At 43.2% G+C, this 20,947-nt stretch carries 21 protein-coding genes; 20 read left to right on the plus strand and 1 reads right to left on the minus strand.

The genetic code is table 11. From position 1 onward, the window contains the following. Positions 1-128 precede the first annotated feature (128 nt). Entirely contained in the window at positions 129-1,178 is a 1,050-nt protein-coding gene (locus tag QWZ17_RS29220) for a hypothetical protein (RefSeq protein ID WP_290308901.1), read from the plus strand. 4 nt (positions 1,179-1,182) lie between these two features. On the opposite strand, the gene QWZ17_RS29225 is transcribed toward QWZ17_RS29220, so the two are convergent. After that, the gene (locus tag QWZ17_RS29225; RefSeq protein WP_290308902.1) at positions 1,183-1,902 is read right to left on the minus strand and encodes a TylF/MycF/NovP-related O-methyltransferase; all 720 of its coding nucleotides are present in this window, start codon (positions 1,900-1,902) and stop codon (positions 1,183-1,185) included. A 183-nt stretch (positions 1,903-2,085) separates the two neighbouring features. On the opposite strand from QWZ17_RS29225, the gene QWZ17_RS29230 reads away from it, so the two are divergent. The 19 genes from QWZ17_RS29230 to QWZ17_RS29315 all read left to right on the plus strand — a co-directional run bounded on the left by QWZ17_RS29230 (position 2,086) and on the right by QWZ17_RS29315 (position 20,944). Continuing rightward, entirely contained in the window at positions 2,086-4,320 is a 2,235-nt protein-coding gene (locus QWZ17_RS29230) for a heavy metal translocating P-type ATPase (protein WP_290308903.1), read from the plus strand. A gap of 17 nt (positions 4,321-4,337) precedes the next feature. After that, a complete protein-coding gene (locus QWZ17_RS29235) occupies positions 4,338-4,550 on the plus strand; it encodes a heavy-metal-associated domain-containing protein (RefSeq protein WP_290308904.1) in 213 nt (70 codons plus the stop codon). A 24-nt stretch (positions 4,551-4,574) separates the two neighbouring features. Further along, positions 4,575-5,138: a helix-turn-helix transcriptional regulator gene (locus QWZ17_RS29240; protein ID WP_290308905.1), complete on the plus strand. Its 564-nt coding sequence runs from the start codon at positions 4,575-4,577 to the stop codon at positions 5,136-5,138. Between the two features lie 53 nt (positions 5,139-5,191). Beyond that, positions 5,192-5,644: a DUF305 domain-containing protein gene (locus QWZ17_RS29245; RefSeq protein ID WP_290308906.1), complete on the plus strand. Its 453-nt coding sequence runs from the start codon at positions 5,192-5,194 to the stop codon at positions 5,642-5,644. A 150-nt stretch (positions 5,645-5,794) separates the two neighbouring features. Beyond that, positions 5,795-6,190, plus strand: coding sequence for an HYC_CC_PP family protein (locus tag QWZ17_RS29760; RefSeq protein ID WP_494337465.1), 396 nt, complete (start codon positions 5,795-5,797; stop codon positions 6,188-6,190). A 283-nt stretch (positions 6,191-6,473) separates the two neighbouring features. Next, a complete protein-coding gene (locus tag QWZ17_RS29250) occupies positions 6,474-7,190 on the plus strand; it encodes a class I SAM-dependent methyltransferase (protein WP_290308907.1) in 717 nt (238 codons plus the stop codon). Positions 7,191-7,299: 109 nt separating this feature from the next. Further along, the gene (locus tag QWZ17_RS29255; RefSeq protein WP_290308908.1) at positions 7,300-7,737 is read left to right on the plus strand and encodes a GNAT family N-acetyltransferase; all 438 of its coding nucleotides are present in this window, start codon (positions 7,300-7,302) and stop codon (positions 7,735-7,737) included. Positions 7,738-7,879: 142 nt separating this feature from the next. Continuing rightward, positions 7,880-9,130, plus strand: coding sequence for a type II restriction enzyme NmeDI-related protein (locus QWZ17_RS29260; protein WP_290308909.1), 1,251 nt, complete (start codon positions 7,880-7,882; stop codon positions 9,128-9,130). An 81-nt stretch (positions 9,131-9,211) separates the two neighbouring features. Next, entirely contained in the window at positions 9,212-9,688 is a 477-nt protein-coding gene (locus QWZ17_RS29265) for a hypothetical protein (RefSeq protein ID WP_290308910.1), read from the plus strand. Between the two features lie 73 nt (positions 9,689-9,761). Continuing rightward, entirely contained in the window at positions 9,762-10,262 is a 501-nt protein-coding gene (locus tag QWZ17_RS29270) for a DUF3347 domain-containing protein (RefSeq protein WP_290308911.1), read from the plus strand. A 76-nt stretch (positions 10,263-10,338) separates the two neighbouring features. Next, positions 10,339-10,935 (plus strand): DUF3347 domain-containing protein, encoded by a 597-nt coding sequence (locus QWZ17_RS29275; protein ID WP_290308912.1) that lies wholly within the window; start codon positions 10,339-10,341, stop codon positions 10,933-10,935. Between the two features lie 5 nt (positions 10,936-10,940). Then, positions 10,941-11,408 (plus strand): heme-binding domain-containing protein, encoded by a 468-nt coding sequence (locus QWZ17_RS29280; RefSeq protein WP_290308913.1) that lies wholly within the window; start codon positions 10,941-10,943, stop codon positions 11,406-11,408. A 2-nt stretch (positions 11,409-11,410) separates the two neighbouring features. Next, complete coding sequence (locus tag QWZ17_RS29285; RefSeq protein ID WP_290308914.1) at positions 11,411-14,065, plus strand: multicopper oxidase domain-containing protein; 2,655 nt, start codon at positions 11,411-11,413, stop codon at positions 14,063-14,065. A gap of 98 nt (positions 14,066-14,163) precedes the next feature. After that, the gene (locus QWZ17_RS29290; protein ID WP_435404591.1) at positions 14,164-16,161 is read left to right on the plus strand and encodes a copper-translocating P-type ATPase; all 1,998 of its coding nucleotides are present in this window, start codon (positions 14,164-14,166) and stop codon (positions 16,159-16,161) included. Positions 16,162-16,287: 126 nt separating this feature from the next. Next, a complete protein-coding gene (locus QWZ17_RS29295; protein ID WP_290308916.1) occupies positions 16,288-16,617 on the plus strand; it encodes a hypothetical protein in 330 nt (109 codons plus the stop codon). Positions 16,618-16,965: 348 nt separating this feature from the next. Beyond that, positions 16,966-17,349: an HYC_CC_PP family protein gene (locus QWZ17_RS29300; protein WP_290308917.1), complete on the plus strand. Its 384-nt coding sequence runs from the start codon at positions 16,966-16,968 to the stop codon at positions 17,347-17,349. 124 nt (positions 17,350-17,473) lie between these two features. Further along, complete coding sequence (locus tag QWZ17_RS29305; RefSeq protein WP_031267547.1) at positions 17,474-17,722, plus strand: heavy metal-binding domain-containing protein; 249 nt, start codon at positions 17,474-17,476, stop codon at positions 17,720-17,722. A gap of 58 nt (positions 17,723-17,780) precedes the next feature. Continuing rightward, positions 17,781-19,055, plus strand: coding sequence for an efflux RND transporter permease subunit (locus QWZ17_RS29310; protein ID WP_290308918.1), 1,275 nt, complete (start codon positions 17,781-17,783; stop codon positions 19,053-19,055). After that, a complete protein-coding gene (locus QWZ17_RS29315) occupies positions 19,052-20,944 on the plus strand; it encodes an efflux RND transporter permease subunit (RefSeq protein ID WP_290308919.1) in 1,893 nt (630 codons plus the stop codon). The genes QWZ17_RS29310 and QWZ17_RS29315 overlap by 4 nt, the downstream gene beginning before the upstream one ends. Positions 20,945-20,947 lie beyond the last annotated feature (3 nt).

Below are 20,947 nucleotides of genomic sequence, written 5' to 3' on the forward strand. Positions count from 1 at the left end.
CCTTTTAAAGAATCTTGCGGGCTCTAAAATAAGGTCACTTTGCGGCTACTTATTTTATTTTTTGTATTTAACACTGCCCTATATCATTTAATACTTTTAAATTCCACGATTCAAAACCGTTTGACTTAATGAAAAAGCTCCTCTTCCTGATTTTACCCATATTGGCATTGTTTAGTTTGTCTTCATCTAACCTCCCTAATACTTCTATCGGAAACGGCCAGCAGCCGCAGGTAAGTGTTGACGGTAAAGGAATTGTAAGGGTTGTATTCGGGGCGGCCGATCAGATGTTTTGCGCCACTTCGACCGATCATGGCACATCTTTTGGCAAACCGCTGTTGGTTGCCAAACTTCCGGAAATGCACCTGGGGATGTCGAGGAGCCCACAGTTCGCCAGCTCTAAGCATTACTCGGTGATCACTGCGATGGACAAAACCGGAAATATTCACTGGTATCAGCTCAATCATGCTACTGCCAAATGGAAATATATGGGTATGATTAATGACCTGAAAGGTTCAGCGCCCGAGGGACTGATGAATATCGCGGCGGACGATAAGGATAATTTCTATGCGGTTTGGCTGGATACCAGGACTGGCAAGCAGAACCAGGTCTATTTTTCATCGTTAAAAGTAAAAGCGCTTCAATGGTCAAAAAACATTATGGCTTACCAGTCCCCTGACCAGCATGTGTGTGAATGTTGCAGGCCGAGCATTGCCGTTAAAGGAACAAGTGTCGCGCTGATGTTCAGGAACTGGCTGAACGGTTCAAGGGACCTTTATGTGACCCGCTCATCCGATCAGGGAAAAACTTTTTCCCCCGCAGTCAAAATGGGAATGGATACCTGGAAGCTGAACGGCTGCCCGATGGATGGCGGCGGCCTGCGTATTAGCCCGTCAAATGCTGTACAGACCGTATGGCAGCGTAAGGGAGATATCTTTTACGCCACTCCTGGTGATCCTGAAACCTATTTAGCAAAAGGGCGGACATGCAGCATCGCCGGTAACGGCACAAATCCGTTGATCACCTACCAAACCGGTGATACGCTTAATGTCGTTAAATTCCCTCAAAAAGTCCCGATGATAATTGGTACAGGTGGTTTTTTAAAAGCGGCGCAACTTAATGCAAACACCAGTTTCTTTGTTTGGGAACAGGACAAGCAAATCAAATATTTGAAAATGTAGCCTTTTAAACTTTACGGAAATAAGCGTGATTATATTGGTTCCCCCAGAGGCATATAATTTGTTCCGGTTTGTCAGCGAAGAACTCATCATAAGCTAATTTGACACCGGGATTAATATCAAGCCCTTCCGCTCCTTTTTCTGCATCAAAATAGTCCATCATGATACAAACAGCGTTTTTAGACATTCTGGGATAAATGCTTTCAAAACAATGCAGCATCACCGCCTTATGCTCCATTTTGTCCCCGCCGAAACCGCAATCAATATGTACAAAAGCAATTTCTGAAGGCAATTCATCTGGTAAGGTCGTTTTAAAATCTCCTTTGTGAACAAAAGGCTGTTTTAATTTTGCTTTGTTAAAATTTGCCTTAAGTTCATCTTCAACGCTTCCCTTCACCGTGAATGTGGCAAAAAAACTATCATAGAGATGTAATTGCTTTTCAGAACCATTAAGTTCTATCACCTTCTCAAAAATAAGCGCGCATTGCCCTGTAAAACAGCCCAATTCAACCACATCCCCTGGAACTCCGTTGAAAATAACTGAATCCAGTAAATGGTAGTAGTTAATGCGCTGCTCGGGGGTATTCATATCTATGTTAGTGTCCAGTTGTTTAACCTGGTACCCTGTACGCATGAATCGCAAGCCTTTATTTACAAACTCAATTAACGCGGAGCGTTTTTTTTCATTTACGGCATAAGGTTTTTTAACAAGGAAATAATTGTCCATAAATTAAAGGTTTAAATAGTGTGTTTAGACATTAGTTTATACTATCAACTAATATTCAATGATAAGGATTTTGTTTTAATAAATCCAGAAACGCAACGCTACGTTATTCTATAAATCTTAGACAGAATCCTGTAATTTTCAAAGCCGGAACCGGAGGTAAATTTGTGCAGTTAAACAAGAGATATGCCAGCACTACATTTACATACCCTTACTTTTCCTGTTACCGGCATGACCTGCGCGGCATGTGCCGCCAGTGTTGAATCGATGATCGGCGCTCAAAAAGGCGTTGAAAAGGCTGAGGTAAATTATGCTACCCAATCGGTGAAGGTTGCCTTTCATCCCGAAATTGTTCAGCCCGCCGCTTTACAGCAATCCGTTCAATCGGTAGGTTATGACCTCATCATTGATACGGTGAACGGTAAAGAAATCCAAAAGGAAGCGCAGCAAAGTCATTACCAGCAGTTAAAGAGAAATATTACCTGGGCCACTATTTTAACGATTCCCGTGGTACTGATCGGAATGGCTTTTATGAATATGCCGTTTGCCAATTATATCATGATGGCACTAACCGCCCCCGTGCTTTTTGTTGCCGGGAAAAGCTTTTTTATCGGCGCTTTTAAGCAAGGCAAACATGGTCGCGCTAATATGGATACGCTGGTGGCCATGAGTACGGGCATTGCTTTTGTATTCAGTGTTTTTAATACGATCTACCCTGAGTTCTGCCACCGTCAGGGATTGCACCCGCATGTTTATTTTGAAGCGGCTTCTGTCGTGATCGTCTTTATCATGCTTGGGAAACTGTTAGAAGAAAAAGCAAAATCAAACACTTCATCTGCGATCAGGAAATTAATAGGACTGCAACCTAAAACGGTATTACTGATCACTGCCAAGGGGGAGATCGAAACCGCCATTACTGATGTGCAGATCGGCGACCAGTTGTTAGTCCGTCCGGGGGACAAGATCCCAGTTGATGGTTTAGTCTATCAAGGTAATTCCTTTGTGGATGAAAGCATGATCAGCGGTGAACCTGTCGCGGTAGAGAAAAAAACAGGCGATCCCGTTTTTGCGGGTACATTGAACCAAAAAGGAAGCTTTCGCTTCAAAGCGGAAAAGGTTGGCAGTGATACTATGCTGGCCCAGATCATCCAATTGGTGCAGGATGCGCAAGGCTCTAAAGCACCTGTACAAAAATTAGTGGACAAGATAGCGGGAATTTTTGTGCCTATTGTGATCCTGATAGCCCTATTAAGCTTAAGTGCCTGGCTGATATTTGGCGGGCAACATGCCTTAACACAAGGCTTACTGGCTATGGTTACGGTTCTGGTTATCGCCTGTCCATGCGCATTAGGGCTTGCTACGCCTACAGCTATTATGGTAGGTATTGGCAAGGGTGCCGAAAACGGTATTTTGATCAAAGATGCGGAAGGGCTGGAATTGGGCCATAAAGTGGATACGGTCGTATTGGATAAAACCGGAACGATCACCCAGGGAAAACCTGTAGTTACGGACCTGCATTGGGCAAAGTCCCTTCCCGCCAGTCAAAGCCAATTACAAGCTTTATTTTTGGCGATAGAGCAACAATCAGAACATCCTTTGGCGGAAGCCATCGTAGCTTACTTGAAACCCAGCAATGAGTGTTTAGTAAAAGTAAGCGCATTTAATAGTTTGACTGGACGCGGCGTTGAGGCAAGCTTTGACGACCAAATTTATTTTGCCGGAAGCCATAAACTGATTGAAGAAAAGAACATACTACTACCGCAAGAGTTAAACGACCCTGTCAACGCCTATTTAAACCAGGCAAAAACGGTCATCTACTTTGCCAGTCAAACACAGGTACTGGCGATTGCGGCTATCACTGACCCGATCAAAACTGGTTCGGCAGCAGCCGTCAATCAGTTGAAAAAACAGGGGATTTCGGTTTATATGCTAACCGGGGACAATGCCCAAACCGCAGCCGCTATCGCCAGGGAAGCCGGTATCGCCCATTTTCAGGCGGATACCATGCCATCAGATAAAGCAAATTTTGTTAAAAAACTACAGGCTGAAGGTAAGATCGTAGCGATGATCGGTGACGGAATTAACGACAGCCAGGCCTTAGCGCAGGCTGATGTCAGTATAGCGATGGGCAAAGGTTCCGATATCGCGATGGATGTAGCTAAGATTACCCTGGTTTCCTCAGACCTGCAGCAGGTACCCAAAGCATTAAGACTTTCCAAACTGACAGTTCGCACCATCCGTCAAAACCTGTTCTGGGCATTTATTTACAACTTGATCGGCATCCCCATCGCCGCCGGTATATTATATCCTATCAATGGCTTTTTATTAAACCCGATGATCGCCGGCGCGGCGATGGCTTTAAGCTCGGTATCGGTAGTCAGCAACAGCCTGAGACTGAAATTTTCAAAACTTAATCTTTAATTTAAAAATCAAAAAACATGGAAACTTTAAAATTCAAAACCAATATCAAATGTGGTGGATGTGTTGCAACGGTTACACCAGCACTTAATACACTGGAGGGTGTTAGCAAATGGGATGTAGATACCACGAACCCGGATAAGATACTTACTGTGCAATCCGGCGACGGACTAACAGCAGGCGAGGTTATCAGCGCTTTAAAAATCAAAGGCTATCATGCTGAAAAAATTTAACCGTATTTTTGCTTATAAAACCTCATGATATTACATATTAAAAATATGGTTTGTGACCGCTGCATTATGGTGGTCAGGCAGCAGTTGCAAAATATCGGGCTGGACGTTGGTGATGTGAACTTAGGCACCGCCACTGTTCAACCCGAGCCGGATAGCGATCAATTGAGCCAGATCTCATCACAGCTTAAATTACTCGGCTTTGAACTACTGGACAATGAAAAAGATCAAATGGTAGAGCGAATCAAAAGCCTTATCATCGAAAAGGTTCATCATAGTGACCTTGCAGACACCCATTTGAATTTTTCTCAATACCTGTCTGAAGGACTGCGCAAGGATTATGCTTACCTCAGCCGGATGTTTTCCGATGCGGAAGATACAACCATCGAAAAATTCATTATTCAGCAGAAGATTGAAAAGGTAAAAGAGTTGCTGGAATATGGACAACTGAATTTAAACGAGATCACCTGGAAGATGGGTTATAGCAGCAGTGCTCATTTATCTGCCCAATTTAAAGCCGTCACCGGGATAACGCCCAGTCAATTTAAAGCTTCTGAAAAAATGGGTAGAAAAGCTATCGATAAAATTTAAGCGATACCGAAACAAAGCCATTATTGAAAGGGTTAGTTTATAAAGACTTAACTATGGAAAAGGGGAATTACAAAACATTTGCTTTGATGCTGATATTGTCATTTGTTATCATGTATGGTGTTATGTTTTTGAATGTCGATCAGGCCGATCATGTTTATTTAAGTATGACGCGCTTTTATATGACACTCATGATGGTAGCCGCTATGGCCTTATTGATGTTAGCGATGATGCGAATGATGTATAAGAACCGTAAACTGAACATGGTTATCATTTTATCCAGTACGGCGGCCTTTGTTCTTTCACTTGTAGGCGTGCGAACCCAAACATTTGTTGGTGATGTTCAATACATGAAAGGGATGATACCCCACCATTCAATCGCAATTATGACCAGTAAAAACGCGAATATTAAAGATCCAGAGGTAAGAAAACTTGCCGATGGTATCATAAAAACGCAGGAAAAAGAGATCGCGCAGATGAAAGCAATTTTGGCAAGAATGAAAAAATAGTTGCCATATACGCAATAACTAAACTCTTTCAATATCCTGACCAATTTTTTTGATATATTGCTATCAACCGTACAGCAAGTTTGGAAAAATATCCATTATCTTTAGGCTTTAAGTAAAAGTGCTTACATGAGAAAAATCTGTGCTTTAATCATGACATCATTTTACCTGTTACTTTCAACGGGTGCTTATGCTTGTCTGCTTCATTGCACCACCGATTACCTGTCTGCTCAGCTTGAAAACAAAAGTGAAAAGCAAGGTAAAAGTGAAGATCACGGGCATGACGAAAAAGATAGTGATGATGACTGCAACACCGGTAATTGTAATTGCTGTTATCATCATGGTACCTATGTAGTAAAAGAGAATTCAACTATAAGTACTCACTTTATTTTTTCGCCAACGGATTTTGCCATCGTGCTTTTTCATACGGACGGATTTTTTTATATCCCATTAAGGAGCACATACAAAGTGAGTTGGCCAAGGTCAACCGGGCCGCCTTTTTTATCCACCCGACCTATTTATATTTCCAACAGAACTCTTCTCATCTGATCAAGCGTTGCTGCCATCCAGGCGGCCAGATATCCTATTATCTGTTAACGCTGATAATCACAAGGGCACATATGTGGCTTGAGCTTAAACGTTCGCCGCATGGTCGACTATTGATTACAAATACGCCAAATAGAACATCGGTCTCTTTTCCTTACATGATAACGGATAAAAATCCGGAGAGAGATACTTTAGCTTAACGACACCAAGCGTATCAAAATACCCGGCGATTAACGATAATCTTTAAAAATTAGTCATTAAAGTTATCATCCTAATCACATTAACAATGAGCAATTATTTTATTACTCAGCCCCCTTTCGGTAAAAGAAAAGGGAAATCATATTTCATTTCATTCATCAACAAGGTTTTAAGATTTTCAAAAATAGGCTACACTGTAAGCCCAGTTGACACGATAGTCGATATGAATACTATCGAACAACGCATCAATTATTATCATTTATTAGACAATGTTTTATCAAATAATGTCGCTGGTGACGTAATTGAACTGGGTTGCTTTACCGGGCAGTGCGCGATGCTGTTTCAAAAAGTTATAGCGCAGCATCAGTCTGAGAAAAAACTGCATCTATACGATACTTTTGAAAATAAATACACCATAAAAGGCGAAGTCATAGATCAACTGACACTGAACTTCAACAGTGCCGGATTAGCCTTACCTGTTTTACACAAAGGACTTTTCAAAGATACCCTCCCAGGACAATTACCTGATCAAATTTGCTTTATACATATTGACTGTGGTTTTGGAGGGGATCAGGCCTCGCATAAAGATGTTGTTTTAAGCTGCCTGAAAAATGTCTATCCACGAATGACAAAAGGCGCAATTTGTGTGCTTATGGATTATTATGATGAGCGAGTTAACGGCGTTGGATTTGATGCTCATCCGGGGGTTAAGTTGGCTTGTGACGAATTTCTGGCAGACAAATCCGAAAAAGTCAATTGCCTGTTTAGCAACCAATATTACCATGGTTTTTTCAGAAAAAATTAAACACCGTCGGTTGGAATAATTCACCTCCGGCCATTAACGTCGCGGAGTACACTACCTACGTTCATGCTGGTTAAAACAGCAGTAGAACTATAAAATTTAAGCAATTATTATGGACATCAAAAAGTTAGAAAGAGAAGATATCGATAAATGCGTTGACCTCTGCATCGCATCAAGTAATCGCCCGCCATGGAACCATCAATGGGGGTATGACAGGGCATTAAAATACCTTAAAGAATTCGCTGATCAACCCCGGTTTGTGGGTTTTGCCATATATGAACAAGGAGCGATCACAGGCATATTATTGGCGCATACTAAAACCTGGTGGGAAAACGATCTCCTATATATTGATGAGTTTTTTATTGTTCCCGAAAAGCAAAGAATAGGTTATGGGAAACGTTTGTTAAATCATGCAGAAGCATATGCCCGCGAGCAGGGATGTGGTATAGTAAGCTTAGTGACCACCAGATATATGTTAACTAACGAATTCAGGAACGATCTTAACTACCATCATGCTGAACATTATATGTTCTTATTTAAACCGGTTTGAAATTAATTCATGATCCAAGTGTGAACTAAATAAATTTTAATGGAAAAGTTGAAAAGGGCGTTAATATGAGTGTTCAAATTTTTGTTTGTAAAAAAATGCTGCCGCTAAGGATTTGCCTTATCTTAGTTATTAATTCCTAAACATGAGCGAGCACCTACAATCTATTATAAGCCAATATAAAAATGACCAGGAATCGGTATATAATACCTGGTTCATCAATAATGAAGAAAGGTTGAAGGCCTTTCGTTCGATCCGCCGGGGAGTGTTACAGGTTATTGATGATATTAAAACGAAGCGCTTTGGAAACGATTTTAAAGGAACCTCACTTGAATTTGTTTTGAGTTGCATTACGGAGCAAAAACAGGTTTTTGAAGGGGCGTCACATCCTTTTTATTGGAAACCCAAATTACGGATTCCTGATATTTACGAAAACCAGGCTAACAAGATAGCATTCGGCCAGTTTTTAGAAAACTGTATCAACGCGAAAAATGAACAGCAGCTCATCAGTGAAATTGAAAAACTGGATGGTTTAAAGATCAAAGGTTTGGGGCCTGCGGTGGCCAGCATTCTTTATTTTTTGCACCCAACATTGATACCGCCGTTTAATACCGCGATCATTAATGGCTTCAACTACCTTTTTAAAGACAAAAAGAAATTAGGCAGCTGGAGCGAATATCTCAAAATTAGAGAAGTCATCATGGATATCAACCGCAGACATTGCAATGAGCTCTCTCTGGACACGGGGGCATTCGCAGGCCTTCTATTCGAGATCGGTACACAAAAGTTACTGTTGGGTAAAGATGAATACCTTTCGGAAATTGAACGCACAAGGCTTGAACGCCTGATCGAAAAGCGTCATAAAGACAGACGAGTGGAAACAGAGGATGAACATTTGCACAATGAAATGCAATATCATTTGTTGAAGATTGGTCACGCGCTTGGATATGATGTGATCGCGGCCTCTAATGACCGATCTAAATCATGGAACGGAAATAAGTTTACTTTTATTTCACTGGCAGACTTTCCAGATCTGGTATTGGATAAAGAAGTCTTGAATACTGTTAAATTAATTGATGTTCTGTGGTTTGTAAAGGGCACGGCTAAAGTTATCGCTGCTTTTGAGGTCGAGAAGAGCACCAGTATCTACTCAGGAATTCTGAGATTGACTGATCTGAGTTGCAGTGTGAACAACAACGAAGAAGTGTTATACCTCGTAGTCCCGGATCACCGGGAAAAGGATGTGATCATGCAGCTATCCCGTCCTTCTATAAAGCAAGGAAATATGCAAATGAAATATATCTGTTTTAGCGATCTGAGGCAACACTGCGACGCTTTATGTAAATTTGGCGACGACCATTCCATTATGCAAAAGATAGCCCGGACTGTGGCTTAGCCGGTTTGGTATAGGGTATAAATTTAAAACGTAATTATGTAAAACAATTTGACAACCTGTTGTTTAACTTTGTAGTTGAAAATGAGAAGTAAAGCACTTTTATTATTATTTATATTCCTGCTAAATACGGTTACCGGATTTGCATGTGCTTTACGTATGTCTACCCATGAGCATGATGAAGCTACAGAACACCACCACGATGGAAACGGAGCTAAGGAACAACATCATGACGAAGCAACTGAACACCACCATGAACATGGTGGGCGAGAAATACAGGCTACTGATACTGATCAGTTACCCCCGTACAACCAAACGTCAATAGCTCAAAATGACCCTTGTTGCCAGGGTGCAGTCAATAGCTTTAACACATTAGCTAAAGTCACTCCCCAATCAGCTCAAATTATTTTAATGGCCCCTATTACTTATATAGGTGCTTATTATCAATTATTTTTAAAGCCGGTTACGCTCAGTCAATCAGTCCGATTGATTTTAGCTGACGGGCGACGACGGCCTCCTCCATATCCTATTCGCGTCGCGCTGCAAAGTTTTCAGATTTGATTAATTAATAGATTTCAGAACTATAAGGCTCCGCCATGTTCCAATTTTTCTATTACATTAATTAATTCAGATCATGAAAAAGATATTTTTATTGGTTGCGTTGATCGCAACTGCTTCTACCCAGCTACTTTTTGCACAGGATGCTAAAACTACAGCGCTTACAAGTTTAATGACATCTTATTATAACATTAAAGATGCTTTGGTCAAATCAAACAGCGCCGATGCGTCTACCCATGCAGGAGAATTTCTAAAGGCTGTTAACGGTGTGGATATGAAATCGCTGCCAGCAGCGGATATGAACGCGTTTATGGCGGCACAGGAAAAACTGGCTTTCGATGCCAGGCATATCTCAGAAAGCAAGGACATTGCACATCAGCGGGAGCATTTTGCTAATTTTTCAGTCAACTTTTTCAAGCTCGCTAAAGTAGTAAAATTAACAGATAAACCTGTTTACTATTCCTATTGCCCGATGAAAAAGAGCTATTGGTTATCGGCTGAGGATGTGATCAAAAACCCTTACTATGGTAGCCAAATGCTTACTTGCGGTAAGGTCACTGAAACCCTGAATAAATAAGCTAACTAAATTCTTAAAGATTTGATTTCCCTGCGCGGCGACTTGCGCAGGGCGATCCGTAATTTATAATCATCCTATGAAAAATCTAATCATTATTTCAGTGACCTGCCTGGCTTCATTTTCAATGGTAGCCTGCAATAACACGAATAAATCAGCATCCAACAGCTCCAAAGATTCGACTGGAACAAATTCAGCCGGTACATCTAACCCGGCAAAAAGTGGTTTGGATTCAAAAACGACCGCTGCTGTAAAGGAAATGGTAGGAAACTACCTTGATTTAAAAAACGCACTGGCCAAAGATAACAGCACCGATGCCGCAACTTCCGGGAAAGCTTTATCCGAAGGCTTTATGAAATTCGACCAGTCCGCATTAACATCAACTCAAAAAAAATCATTTACCGATATAGCTGATGATGCAAAAGAAATGGCAGAGCATATCGGGATGAGCGCCGGGAAGCTACCCCACCAGCGCGAACACTTTGATATGTTGAGCAAGGATATGATTGACTTTGTTAAATTATTTAGTGCCGGACAGGGTTTATATGTTGATCACTGCCCGATGTATAATAATAATAAAGGTGCGGACTGGATAAGCGAAACCAAAGACATCAAAAACCCTTACCTCGGCACCAAAATGCCCACCTGCGGTTCGGTCAAAGAGGAATTAAAATAGGAACTATGAAACGGATCGTAAAAATTACCGGTATGGTATTGGTAACCGTTGTGGTCATTATCCAATTAGTCCCCCGTGATCATAATAATAAAGGAACTAAACCAGTGAACGACATTGCACAGGTAATTTCCGTTCCCGAAAATGTTGGCGTTATACTCAAAAGATCATGTTATGATTGCCACAGCAACCACACGGATTATCCCTGGTATGCGAAGCTTCAGCCATTTCGGTTGATGCTTGACAGGCACATCAGGGGCGGTAAAGCAGAGCTTAATTTCAACGAGTTCGGAACCTATTCTTCCAGGAAACAAAGGAGCAGATTAAGGGCCATTGGTGAAAGCCTGGAAGAAGGCTCGATGCCTTTATCTTCTTACACCTTTATCCATAAGAACGCTATTCTTTCAAAGGATGATAAAGCAACATTAATGAACTGGGTTAAAATTGCAGGCGACAGCCTTTTACAAAAAAATTAAAGATGAAAAAAATACTATTTGTGGCAATGATGCTTTGTTTAAAGCAGTTCGTATTTGCTCAAAACGACATGCAAAATATGGCCGGTATGCAAAAGCAGCCAGCTGTTACTTATACCTGTACGATGCACCCGGAAATCCATGCATCCAAGCCGGGTAATTGCCCTAAGTGCGGCATGAAGCTGGTCAAGGAAAAACCAAAAGCCCTGCCGAAAAAAGCCCCAGCAAAAAAAACAGGCGGCATGGATGGGATGAAGATGGACGGTATGAAAATGGATCAGGATAAGCCCGAGACCAGAAAGCCGAATGATATGCAAATGCCCAAAGATGACGGTAAAAAAGCCGATAATATGGGTGGAATGAAAATGGATGGCATGAGCATGGGTGACGCTAAGGAGGCGGTCAATGACATGAAAAACGCAAAAGCAAAATTAGGCCCGATTAATACACTGGTCAGTATTGCGCCGCCCCGCACCGTTCGTTATGATCTTTACATTGCAGACACCCTTGTCAACTACGGCGGGAAGCCAAAAAGGGCAATAGCCGTTAACGGCAGCATCCCAATGCCGACCCTGACTTTTACCGAAGGCGATACCGCCGAGATCTATGTGCATAATAAATTGAAAGAAGAAACGTCCCTGCACTGGCACGGGCTTTATTTGCCCAACCGCTACGATGGCGTGCCTAATCTGACACAGATGCCGATCAAGCCGGGCGAAACCCATTTATATAAATTCCCGATCAAACAACATGGTACCCATTGGTACCATAGCCACACAGGCTTGCAGGAACAGATCGGGATGTACGGTGCTTTTATTATGAACAAGCGTAAGGAATGGGATATCCCAACCCTGCCTGTGGTGCTTAGCGAATGGACAAACATGAACCCCAAAGAGGTTGATCGTAGTTTACACGCAGCATCCGACTGGTTCGCTATACAAAAAGGTACAACACAAAGTTATGCGGAGGCGATTGCTTCCGGCCATTTCAAAACAAAGGTTACCAATGAATGGAAACGCATGAACGCGATGGATGTCAGCGATGTTTATTACGATAAATTTCTGATCAATGGAAAAAATCAAAACGAGCAGCCGCAATATAAAGCCGGTGATAAAGTAAGGTTGCGAATCGCCAATGGCGGCGCTACCTCTTACTTCTGGCTCAAATATGCAGGAGGTAAAGTTATCGTAGTGGCTACTGACGGCAATGACGTTGAACCTGTTGAAGTTGACCGGCTGATCATCGCCCCATCCGAAACCTATGACGTGGTAGTCACAGTTCCTGAAAATAAAAGCTATGAGTTTTTGGTAACACCTGAAGACCGCACCAAATCAGCCTCCCTTTGGTTAGGCAGCGGCCAAAAAATTTATGCCGGAAAAATGCCGAAACTGAAATATTTCGCCGGGATGAAGATGATGAACGACATGATGGATATGAGCGGCAACATGGTTCAAATGGATGGCATGAAAATGCAAAACCAAACGATGGACATGAACACCGTGATGTATCCGGAAATAACCGGAGCTGACAAACCCCAGGCGGATGATAAAAAACCCGCCATGCCGGGTATGCAGATGCCTAATGACAAAAGCATGGCAGGCATGAATATGGCTGATGACAATTCGGACATTGTGACCCTAAATTACGGGATGCTGCGTGACCCTCATCATACTACCTTACCAAAAGGGCCGATGCGGGAATTGAAGTTTGATCTGACAGGTAATATGAACCGGTATGTATGGACGATGGATAACAAAACGGTATCAGAATCGGACAGGATCTTGATCAAAAAAGGTGAAAATCTGCGCATCATCCTATACAATAACAGCATGATGCGACACCCGATGCACCTGCATGGTCACGATTTTAGGGTAATTAACGGGCAGGGTGAAAACGCGCCGATGAAGAACGTAGTAGATATCATGCCAATGGAACGGGATACGATTGAATTCAATGCTTCAGAACCTGGCGGCGATTGGTTTTTTCATTGCCATATACTCTACCATATGATGAGCGGTATGGGAAGGATATTCAGCTATGAAAACTCTGCGCCAAATCCGGAAATCCCTGATCCAAAGCTGGCACAACGAATGCTGAACCGTGATGATCAAATGCCGCATTTTATGGGCAAACTTGGTTTAGAAAGCAATGGCAGCGATGCACAATTCATGCTCTCCAATACCCGGTGGAAAGCCAGTACCATGTGGCATTTAGGCACTGATGCTACCATGGGTTATGAAAGTGAAACCATGATTGGGCGTTATATTGGCAGAATGCAATGGTTATACCCTTACATAGGTTTTGACTACCACTACAAGAAATTTGACCCTAATGAAAAAAATATATTTGGCAGTGATGCTAAAAACCTTTTCGGACAGGTGAGCAATAAGGATAACAGGCATACGGTAGTCGCGGGTCTGGCTTATACTTTGCCGATGCTTTTTGTGGCCGATGCGCGTATTGATGGAGACGGTAAATTGCGCTTCCAGTTAGGCAGGGATGATATACCTGTTACCAGCCGCCTGCGCTTTAACATCATGGTGAATACAGACAAGGAGTATGCCGCTGGTCTTCGATATATTGTTACCAAATACTTCTCCTTATCAACCCATTACGATAGCGATATGGGCCTGGGTGGCGGATTAACGCTCACTTATTAAACTTTAAAGGTATGAAAAATCAACACGATCATCACGCTATGGTAGCGCATAAAATGCCCGCCGACGAACAATCGGGTAACAAGAATAAAGCTAAAACTATGGATCATAGTAAAATGAACCATGGCAGTGACCCGCATATGGGCATGTCGGAGCATGACCATCATAGCATGATGATCGCTGATTTTAAAAAGCGTTTTTATGTTGTGCTCGTGCTGACTATTCCGGTTATGCTGCTGTCTATGCAAATTCAGCAATGGCTGCACCTGGACATAAGCTTCAGCGGTTCATCTTACGTGCTTTTTGCTTTAGCGTCTGTGGTATTTGTTTATGGCGGCTGGCCATTTCTAAGCGGCTGGATGAGTGAAATGAAGACTAAAACTCCCGGCATGATGACTTTGATCGGTTTTGCTATAACGGTAGCCTATGCCTACAGTACAGCTACGGTGTTTGGACTGAAGGGCATGGATTTCTTTTGGGAACTGGCTACCCTGATCCTGATCATGCTCTTAGGGCATTGGATAGAAATGCGGTCGGTTATGGGTGCCTCAAATGAATTGGAGTTATTGGTTCAGTTAATGCCCGCCGACGCCCATATGGTCATGGGTGACAAAGTACATGATGTAAAAACAGACACATTAAAAGAGAACGATGTCATTTTAGTAAAACCGGGAGAAAAAGTGGCCGCAGACGGTATTATACTGGAGGGGGAAAGCTATCTGAATGAATCCATGTTAACCGGTGAATCCAGGCCCGTTCAAAAAGTGAAAGGCGATAAAGTGATTGCTGGATCAATCAATGGAAATGGTTCATTTAAAGTAACCGTTTCCCACGCAGCCAAAGATTCCTATTTGTCGCAAGTAGTCAAACTGGTAGACGATGCGCAAAAGTCAAAATCTCAAACACAGCTATTGGCCGATACTGCGGCAAAATGGTTAACTGTCATCGCATTAGTAACGGGTATCGGTACATTTTTATACTGGTATTTAACCGGGCAAAGTTTGGCGTTCGCGATGGAAAGAATGGTAACGGTAATTGTTATTTGCTGCCCCCATGCTTTGGGTTTGGCTGTGCCTCTTGTCGTAGCTAAGTCAACGGCCTTATCGGCCAAACATGGCTTGTTGATCAAAAACCGGACGGCATTTGAGAACGCCAGGAAAATTACTACCATTGTCTTCGATAAAACGGGGACACTAACCGTAGGTAAGTTTGAAGTATCTAAAGTGGTTTCTTTAGATAAAGAGATTAAAGAAAATGAGCTGATACGCCTGGCATCAGCCTTGGAGCAAAAATCAGAACATCCTATAGCTACCGGCATCCTGCAAAAAGCAAAAGACTTGAAATTAGCCATTCCGCCAGCCGAAAACTTTAAGGCCATCACAGGCGAGGGTGTTGAAGCAACCGTAGAAGGCAAAAAATTATTGGTCGTTAGCCCTGGTTATTTAAAGGAACATAAATTAGCCCTGCCGGATGGCTTTACTGCCAATGACACGGAAACAGTCGTGTTCGTCTTGATTGATCAACAATTGGCGGGGTATATTTCACTATCAGATGAGATACGCCCGGAATCGGCAGAGGCTATTCAGACCTTAAAAGCTGAGAACATCAAATCTATCCTGCTTACGGGTGACAACAACAAAGTAGCCGCCAGTGTAAGCAAAACTTTGGGTATGGATAGTTTTATAGCCGAAGTATTACCGCATCAAAAATTAGAGAAAATTAAAGAATTGCAAAGCAAAAGCGAATTTGTAGCCATGACCGGCGACGGGGTAAATGATGCTCCTGCACTGGCCCAGGCAGACATCGGTATTGCAGTTGGTTCGGGAAGCGACATAGCAGCAGAAACAGCCGGGATTGTTTTGGTGAACAGCAATCCTAAAGATATCGTCAGCTTGATCTTGTTTGGCAAAGCCACCTACCGCAAAATGATACAAAACCTCATTTGGGCAACCGGCTATAATGTGATCGCCCTGCCATTAGCAGCCGGGGTATTATATAACCAGGGCATTGTTTTAAGCCCGGCCGCTGGCGCGGTCTTAATGACGGTAAGTACGGTCGTGGTAGCCATCAATGCCAGTATGCTTAAAGTAAAGGAGTAATACAATAGGATATAAATTTTAATCGGAATTATATAAAATGCCCAACATTCATTACCCTTACATTTACGACAGAGTATTCAAGCAATAGTTGCCACAATATTTAAACCGTACACGTTTAATAACAACATGAAATATATAGCCGTTTTCCTGATACTGAATATCTTGCTGCTATCCTCCCTTTCAGGGATAGCAAGTATTCAGCATGGAACAGCTTCTTGTTGTCAGCAAAAAACGCACAAGGATTGCAGCAAACAGCAAAAACAAAGTGCTGATAACGATTGCACCAAAGGGAATTGTAACGCTATGGTATCTTGCGGCACTTGTGGATTTATCGTAAACCAGCCACAAGCCATACTACCTGCGGTTATTGATCTTCATCAGCAATCTACACACCCATTCGCAACTGGTGCGCTATCAGATTATCACGACAACGGCTGGAACCCTCCAAAAGCTTAATAATTCAATTCGTGTCGCGGCCAATCAATGGCCGTATTATTCAATTAATTATTAATCTTAAAATTCAAGATCATGAAAAAGTTTCTTTTCATCACCATGGTGATGTTGTTATCTGCTATATCAATTACTTATGCCAATACCCCTTGCTGCAATAACAAAATGAACCACTGTACAACCTGCGCAAAGAGCTGCGGGCCGAACTGCAAAGATTATTGCAGTAAGACTTGTAAGGAATCCGGTGTTTGTAAGACTATATGTAAACTATAGAACTCAGTAAAGCCGCCTCGTATGGGGCGGCTTTAAAACTAAACTGTCCTTTAGAACGTATAATTTTATTATCTTCGATTTGTGAAACGCACCACGCTCATCTTATTAACGGCTATTTATCTTTTATCCTGTGTGGGTATCGGGGTAAACCGTTTTTATTGCTGTGGTAAACTGGCATCCGTAACCCTGACCTATGCCATGCCGGATAATAACCCAAAGGAAAAAGGCGCGAATGATAACTGCTGCAAGCACGAAAAGCAAAGTTTCAAAGTAAAGGATAGCCATTTCAGTGTAGCTGCATCGGCTTTGGATTATCCCGCACCGGTGTTGATCCCGTCATTTGTAATGCCGTATTATGAACCTGCCCTAACGCAAGTACAGACTAAGATCGTGTATAACAGCAATGCTCCCCCCGGACATTCCGATACGCCTGCTTATACCCTTAATTGTACTTACAGGATTTGATCCTGCATTTCCTATAGCCCTGCATTCCTGCACCCGGCTGTAATTCACTCGTAATCCATCTTAATTTATAACTCACGCACAGGCTTTGCCTATGCTATTTATCCATTTTCAATTTTTAAAAAACATGAAAAAAGTAACGCTAATGGCTATAGCCATTCTGTTTTCTGCCGCAACCGTTTTTGCCGCTGACACGCACACCAGTAAAATGGCTTCCGACACGACCAAAAAAGTAAAACCGGCAAAAGTACAGTACACCTGTACCATGCACCCGGAAGTATTGAGCGACAAGCCGGGCAAGTGCCCGAAATGCGGTATGGCATTGGTTAAAAAAACCGGTGCCAAAAAGAAACCTGCAGAAAAAATGAAGATGTAATTCCATTCAGCCCTCCGTTCGCCTACAGGCGGACGGGAGGCTGATTAAAGCAATTAAGATGATTAATCAACTCATTTCCCTGTCCCTAAAAAACAGGTATATCGTTCTGCTGATCGCGGTTGCCCTTTTCGGATGGGGAGCCTATGCGGTGAAGGAGAACCCTATCGATGCGATTCCAGACCTTTCGGATAACCAGGTGATCGTATTTACCGAATGGCAGGGCCGCAGCCCGCAGATCATGGAAGACCAGGTAACTTATCCGCTGGTCAGTAACTTGCAGGGTATCCCCAAAGTAAAAGCCATCCGGGCTACCTCCATGTTCGGAATGAGCTTTGTCTATATCGTTTTTGAAGATAAAGCGGATGTCTATTGGGCGCGAAGTCGGGTACTGGAACGCCTGAACTATGCACAGCGTTTATTACCGCAGGGTATCACACCTACATTGGGGCCTGACGGTACAGGTGTCGGCCATGTACTTTGGTACACTTTGGATGCGAAAGGCATTGACCTCGGTGAACAAAGGGCCTTACAGGACTGGTATGTGAAATTGGGTTTGCAAACCGTTCCGGGGGTAAGCGAGGTCGCCTCTTTCGGTGGCTTTGAAAAACAATACCAGGTCAGCATAGACCCGCATAAACTCAATTATTATAATATCCCGTTATCGCAGGTGCTTAAAGCCGTAAAAAGCAATAATAACGATGTCGGCGGCCGCAAGTTTGAAATGAACGGCACCGGCTATATCGTCCGGGGGCTGGGTTATATCAAAACGTTAGCCGATGTAGAAAATATCAGTGTTGAGGTAATTAAAACCGTCCCCGTCAGGATAAAAGACATTGCCACCGTTCAAATGGGTGGCGATGAACGCCTGGGTATTTTTGACCGAAGCGGCGAAGGCGAAGCCGTTGGCGGTATCGTAGTCATGCGCTATGGTGAAAATGCCGACAAGGTGATCAATGCCGTTAAGGATAAAATGGCGGACATTCAAAAAGGCTTACCGTCCGGTGTAAAATTCAAGATTGCTTATGACAGAAGCGTACTCATTGAAAGCGCGGTTAATTCCGTTAAACATACGCTTATCGAAGAAATGATCACCGTATCGATTATTGTGATCCTGTTTTTGTTTAGCTGGCGCAGCGCTTTAAGCATCATTATCCAGATACCTATCACCATAGCAGCCAGTTTTATCCTGCTCAACGCTTTTGGCATCAGTTCCAATATCATGTCTTTAACCGGTATCGCCCTGGCCATCGGGGTGATAGTTGATAATGGTATTGTCATGGTAGAAAACTCACACCGCAATTTAGCCATTGCACAAGAAAAGGAAAAGTCATGACCACAGCCGAAAGAATCAAGATCATAGAAGCCTCCTGCAAACAGGTTGGCAGGGGCGTGTTTTTTTCCACGCTGATCATCGTCGCTTCATTTCTCCCCGTATTTCTACTGGAGGGACAGGAAGGTAAACTGTTTGGCCCCTTAGCCTGGACAAAAACATTTATACTGGCGATAGATGCCATTTTAGCGGTAACACTTGCCCCGGTGTTGATCTCCTTTTTCCTGAAAGGGAAATTAAGGACAGACGACCATAACCCGCTGAACCGGGGACTGGAAAAGATCTACCGCCCTATACTCAACTGGTGCATAACCTGGCGCAAAACAACTATCGGAATAAATATCATAGCCTTACTCGTTAGTATCCCATTGCTATTAAGTCTCGGCAGCGAATTTATGCCGCCGTTGGATGAAGGTACGATCCTTTTTATGCCGGTCACCCAGCCCGATGTATCTAATGCCCAGGCAAAGCAGTTATTGCAGGTACAGGACAGAATCATCAAAAGCATCCCCGAAGTTGCGAACGTATTGGGTAAAGCAGGCCGCGCGAATACCGCCACCGATAATTCGCCGATCAGCATGACGGAAACCATTATCCTGTTAAAACCTAAAGAACAGTGGCGCAAGGGTATTAAAAAGGAAGATATTATCAATGAACTAAATGCCAAACTGCAAATACCCGGCGTAGTGAACGGCTGGACGCAACCCATCATTAACCGGATCAATATGCTGTCTACCGGCATCCGTACCGATGTCGGGCTTAAAATTTACGGGCAAAACCTGGATACCATTAATGCTTTGTCTAACCGAATGAAACAGGCCTTGCAGGGTGTCAGCGGTGTAAAGGATATGTATGTTGATCCGATAACGGGTGGCAAATACGTAGATATACAGGTCAACAAGGATGCCATAGGCCGGTATGGGTTAAGTGTTGACGATGTGAATGAGGTGGTGGAAAGTGCTTTGGGCGGTATGAATTTAACCACTACTATTGAGGGCAGGCAACGTTTCAGTGTGAATGTCCGGCTGGCACAGGACTACCGGAGCAACCTGGAGGCGATCAAACGTACACTGGTGCAAACACCATCTTACGGGCCTGTGCCGCTATCTTCCGTGGCAGATATCAGGATCAGCGACGGCCCGGCCATGATACAATCTGAAAATGCCCTTTTACGCGGCACGGTATTATTCAATGTGCGTGACCGCGATCTGGGCAGCACCGTACAGGAAGCGCAGGAAAGATTGAATACCATGGTGAAATCGCTTCCTAAAGGTTACTTCATCGAATGGAGCGGGCAGTATGAGAACCTGATCAGGGCGGAACATACGCTAAAGCTGATCTTACCTGTAGTACTGCTGATCATCTTTGCCTGTTTGTACTTTGCTTTTCATTCGGTAAGGGAAGCATTTTTTAGCCTGATCTCTATTCCGTTCGCATTGATCGGCGGGGCATATATGGTCTATTTCTTTGGGGTGCATTTATCTGTTGCCGTGGCGGTAGGGTTTATCGCGCTATTCGGGATTGCCGTAGAAACAGGTATCGTCATGGTGATCTATCTGAACGATGCGATGCAGCAATTGGTCGCATTGAAGGGTAATGCTAAAGAAACCATAACCCGTGAAGATCTGCGGCTTTATGTCATGAATGGCGCGGTAAAACGCCTGCGCCCAAAACTGATGACTGTTTGTGTCGCGCTGTTTGGCCTGGTGCCGGTGCTTTGGGCAACGGGTACTGGCAGCGATGTCATGCTGCCCATCGTGCTGCCGATGATCGGCGGTGTCTTAACATCTTCAACGCATATTTTACTGGTTACCCCGCTCATCTTTTTGATGGTAAAAGAGTATGAACTCAAGAATTACGGCAAACTGGAAGTACTGGAGGTAAAGGAATAAAAC

It is taken from the genome of Mucilaginibacter flavus (assembly GCF_030409315.1).
In the GTDB taxonomy this organism is placed as follows: Bacteria; Bacteroidota; Bacteroidia; order Sphingobacteriales; family Sphingobacteriaceae; genus Mucilaginibacter; species Mucilaginibacter flavus.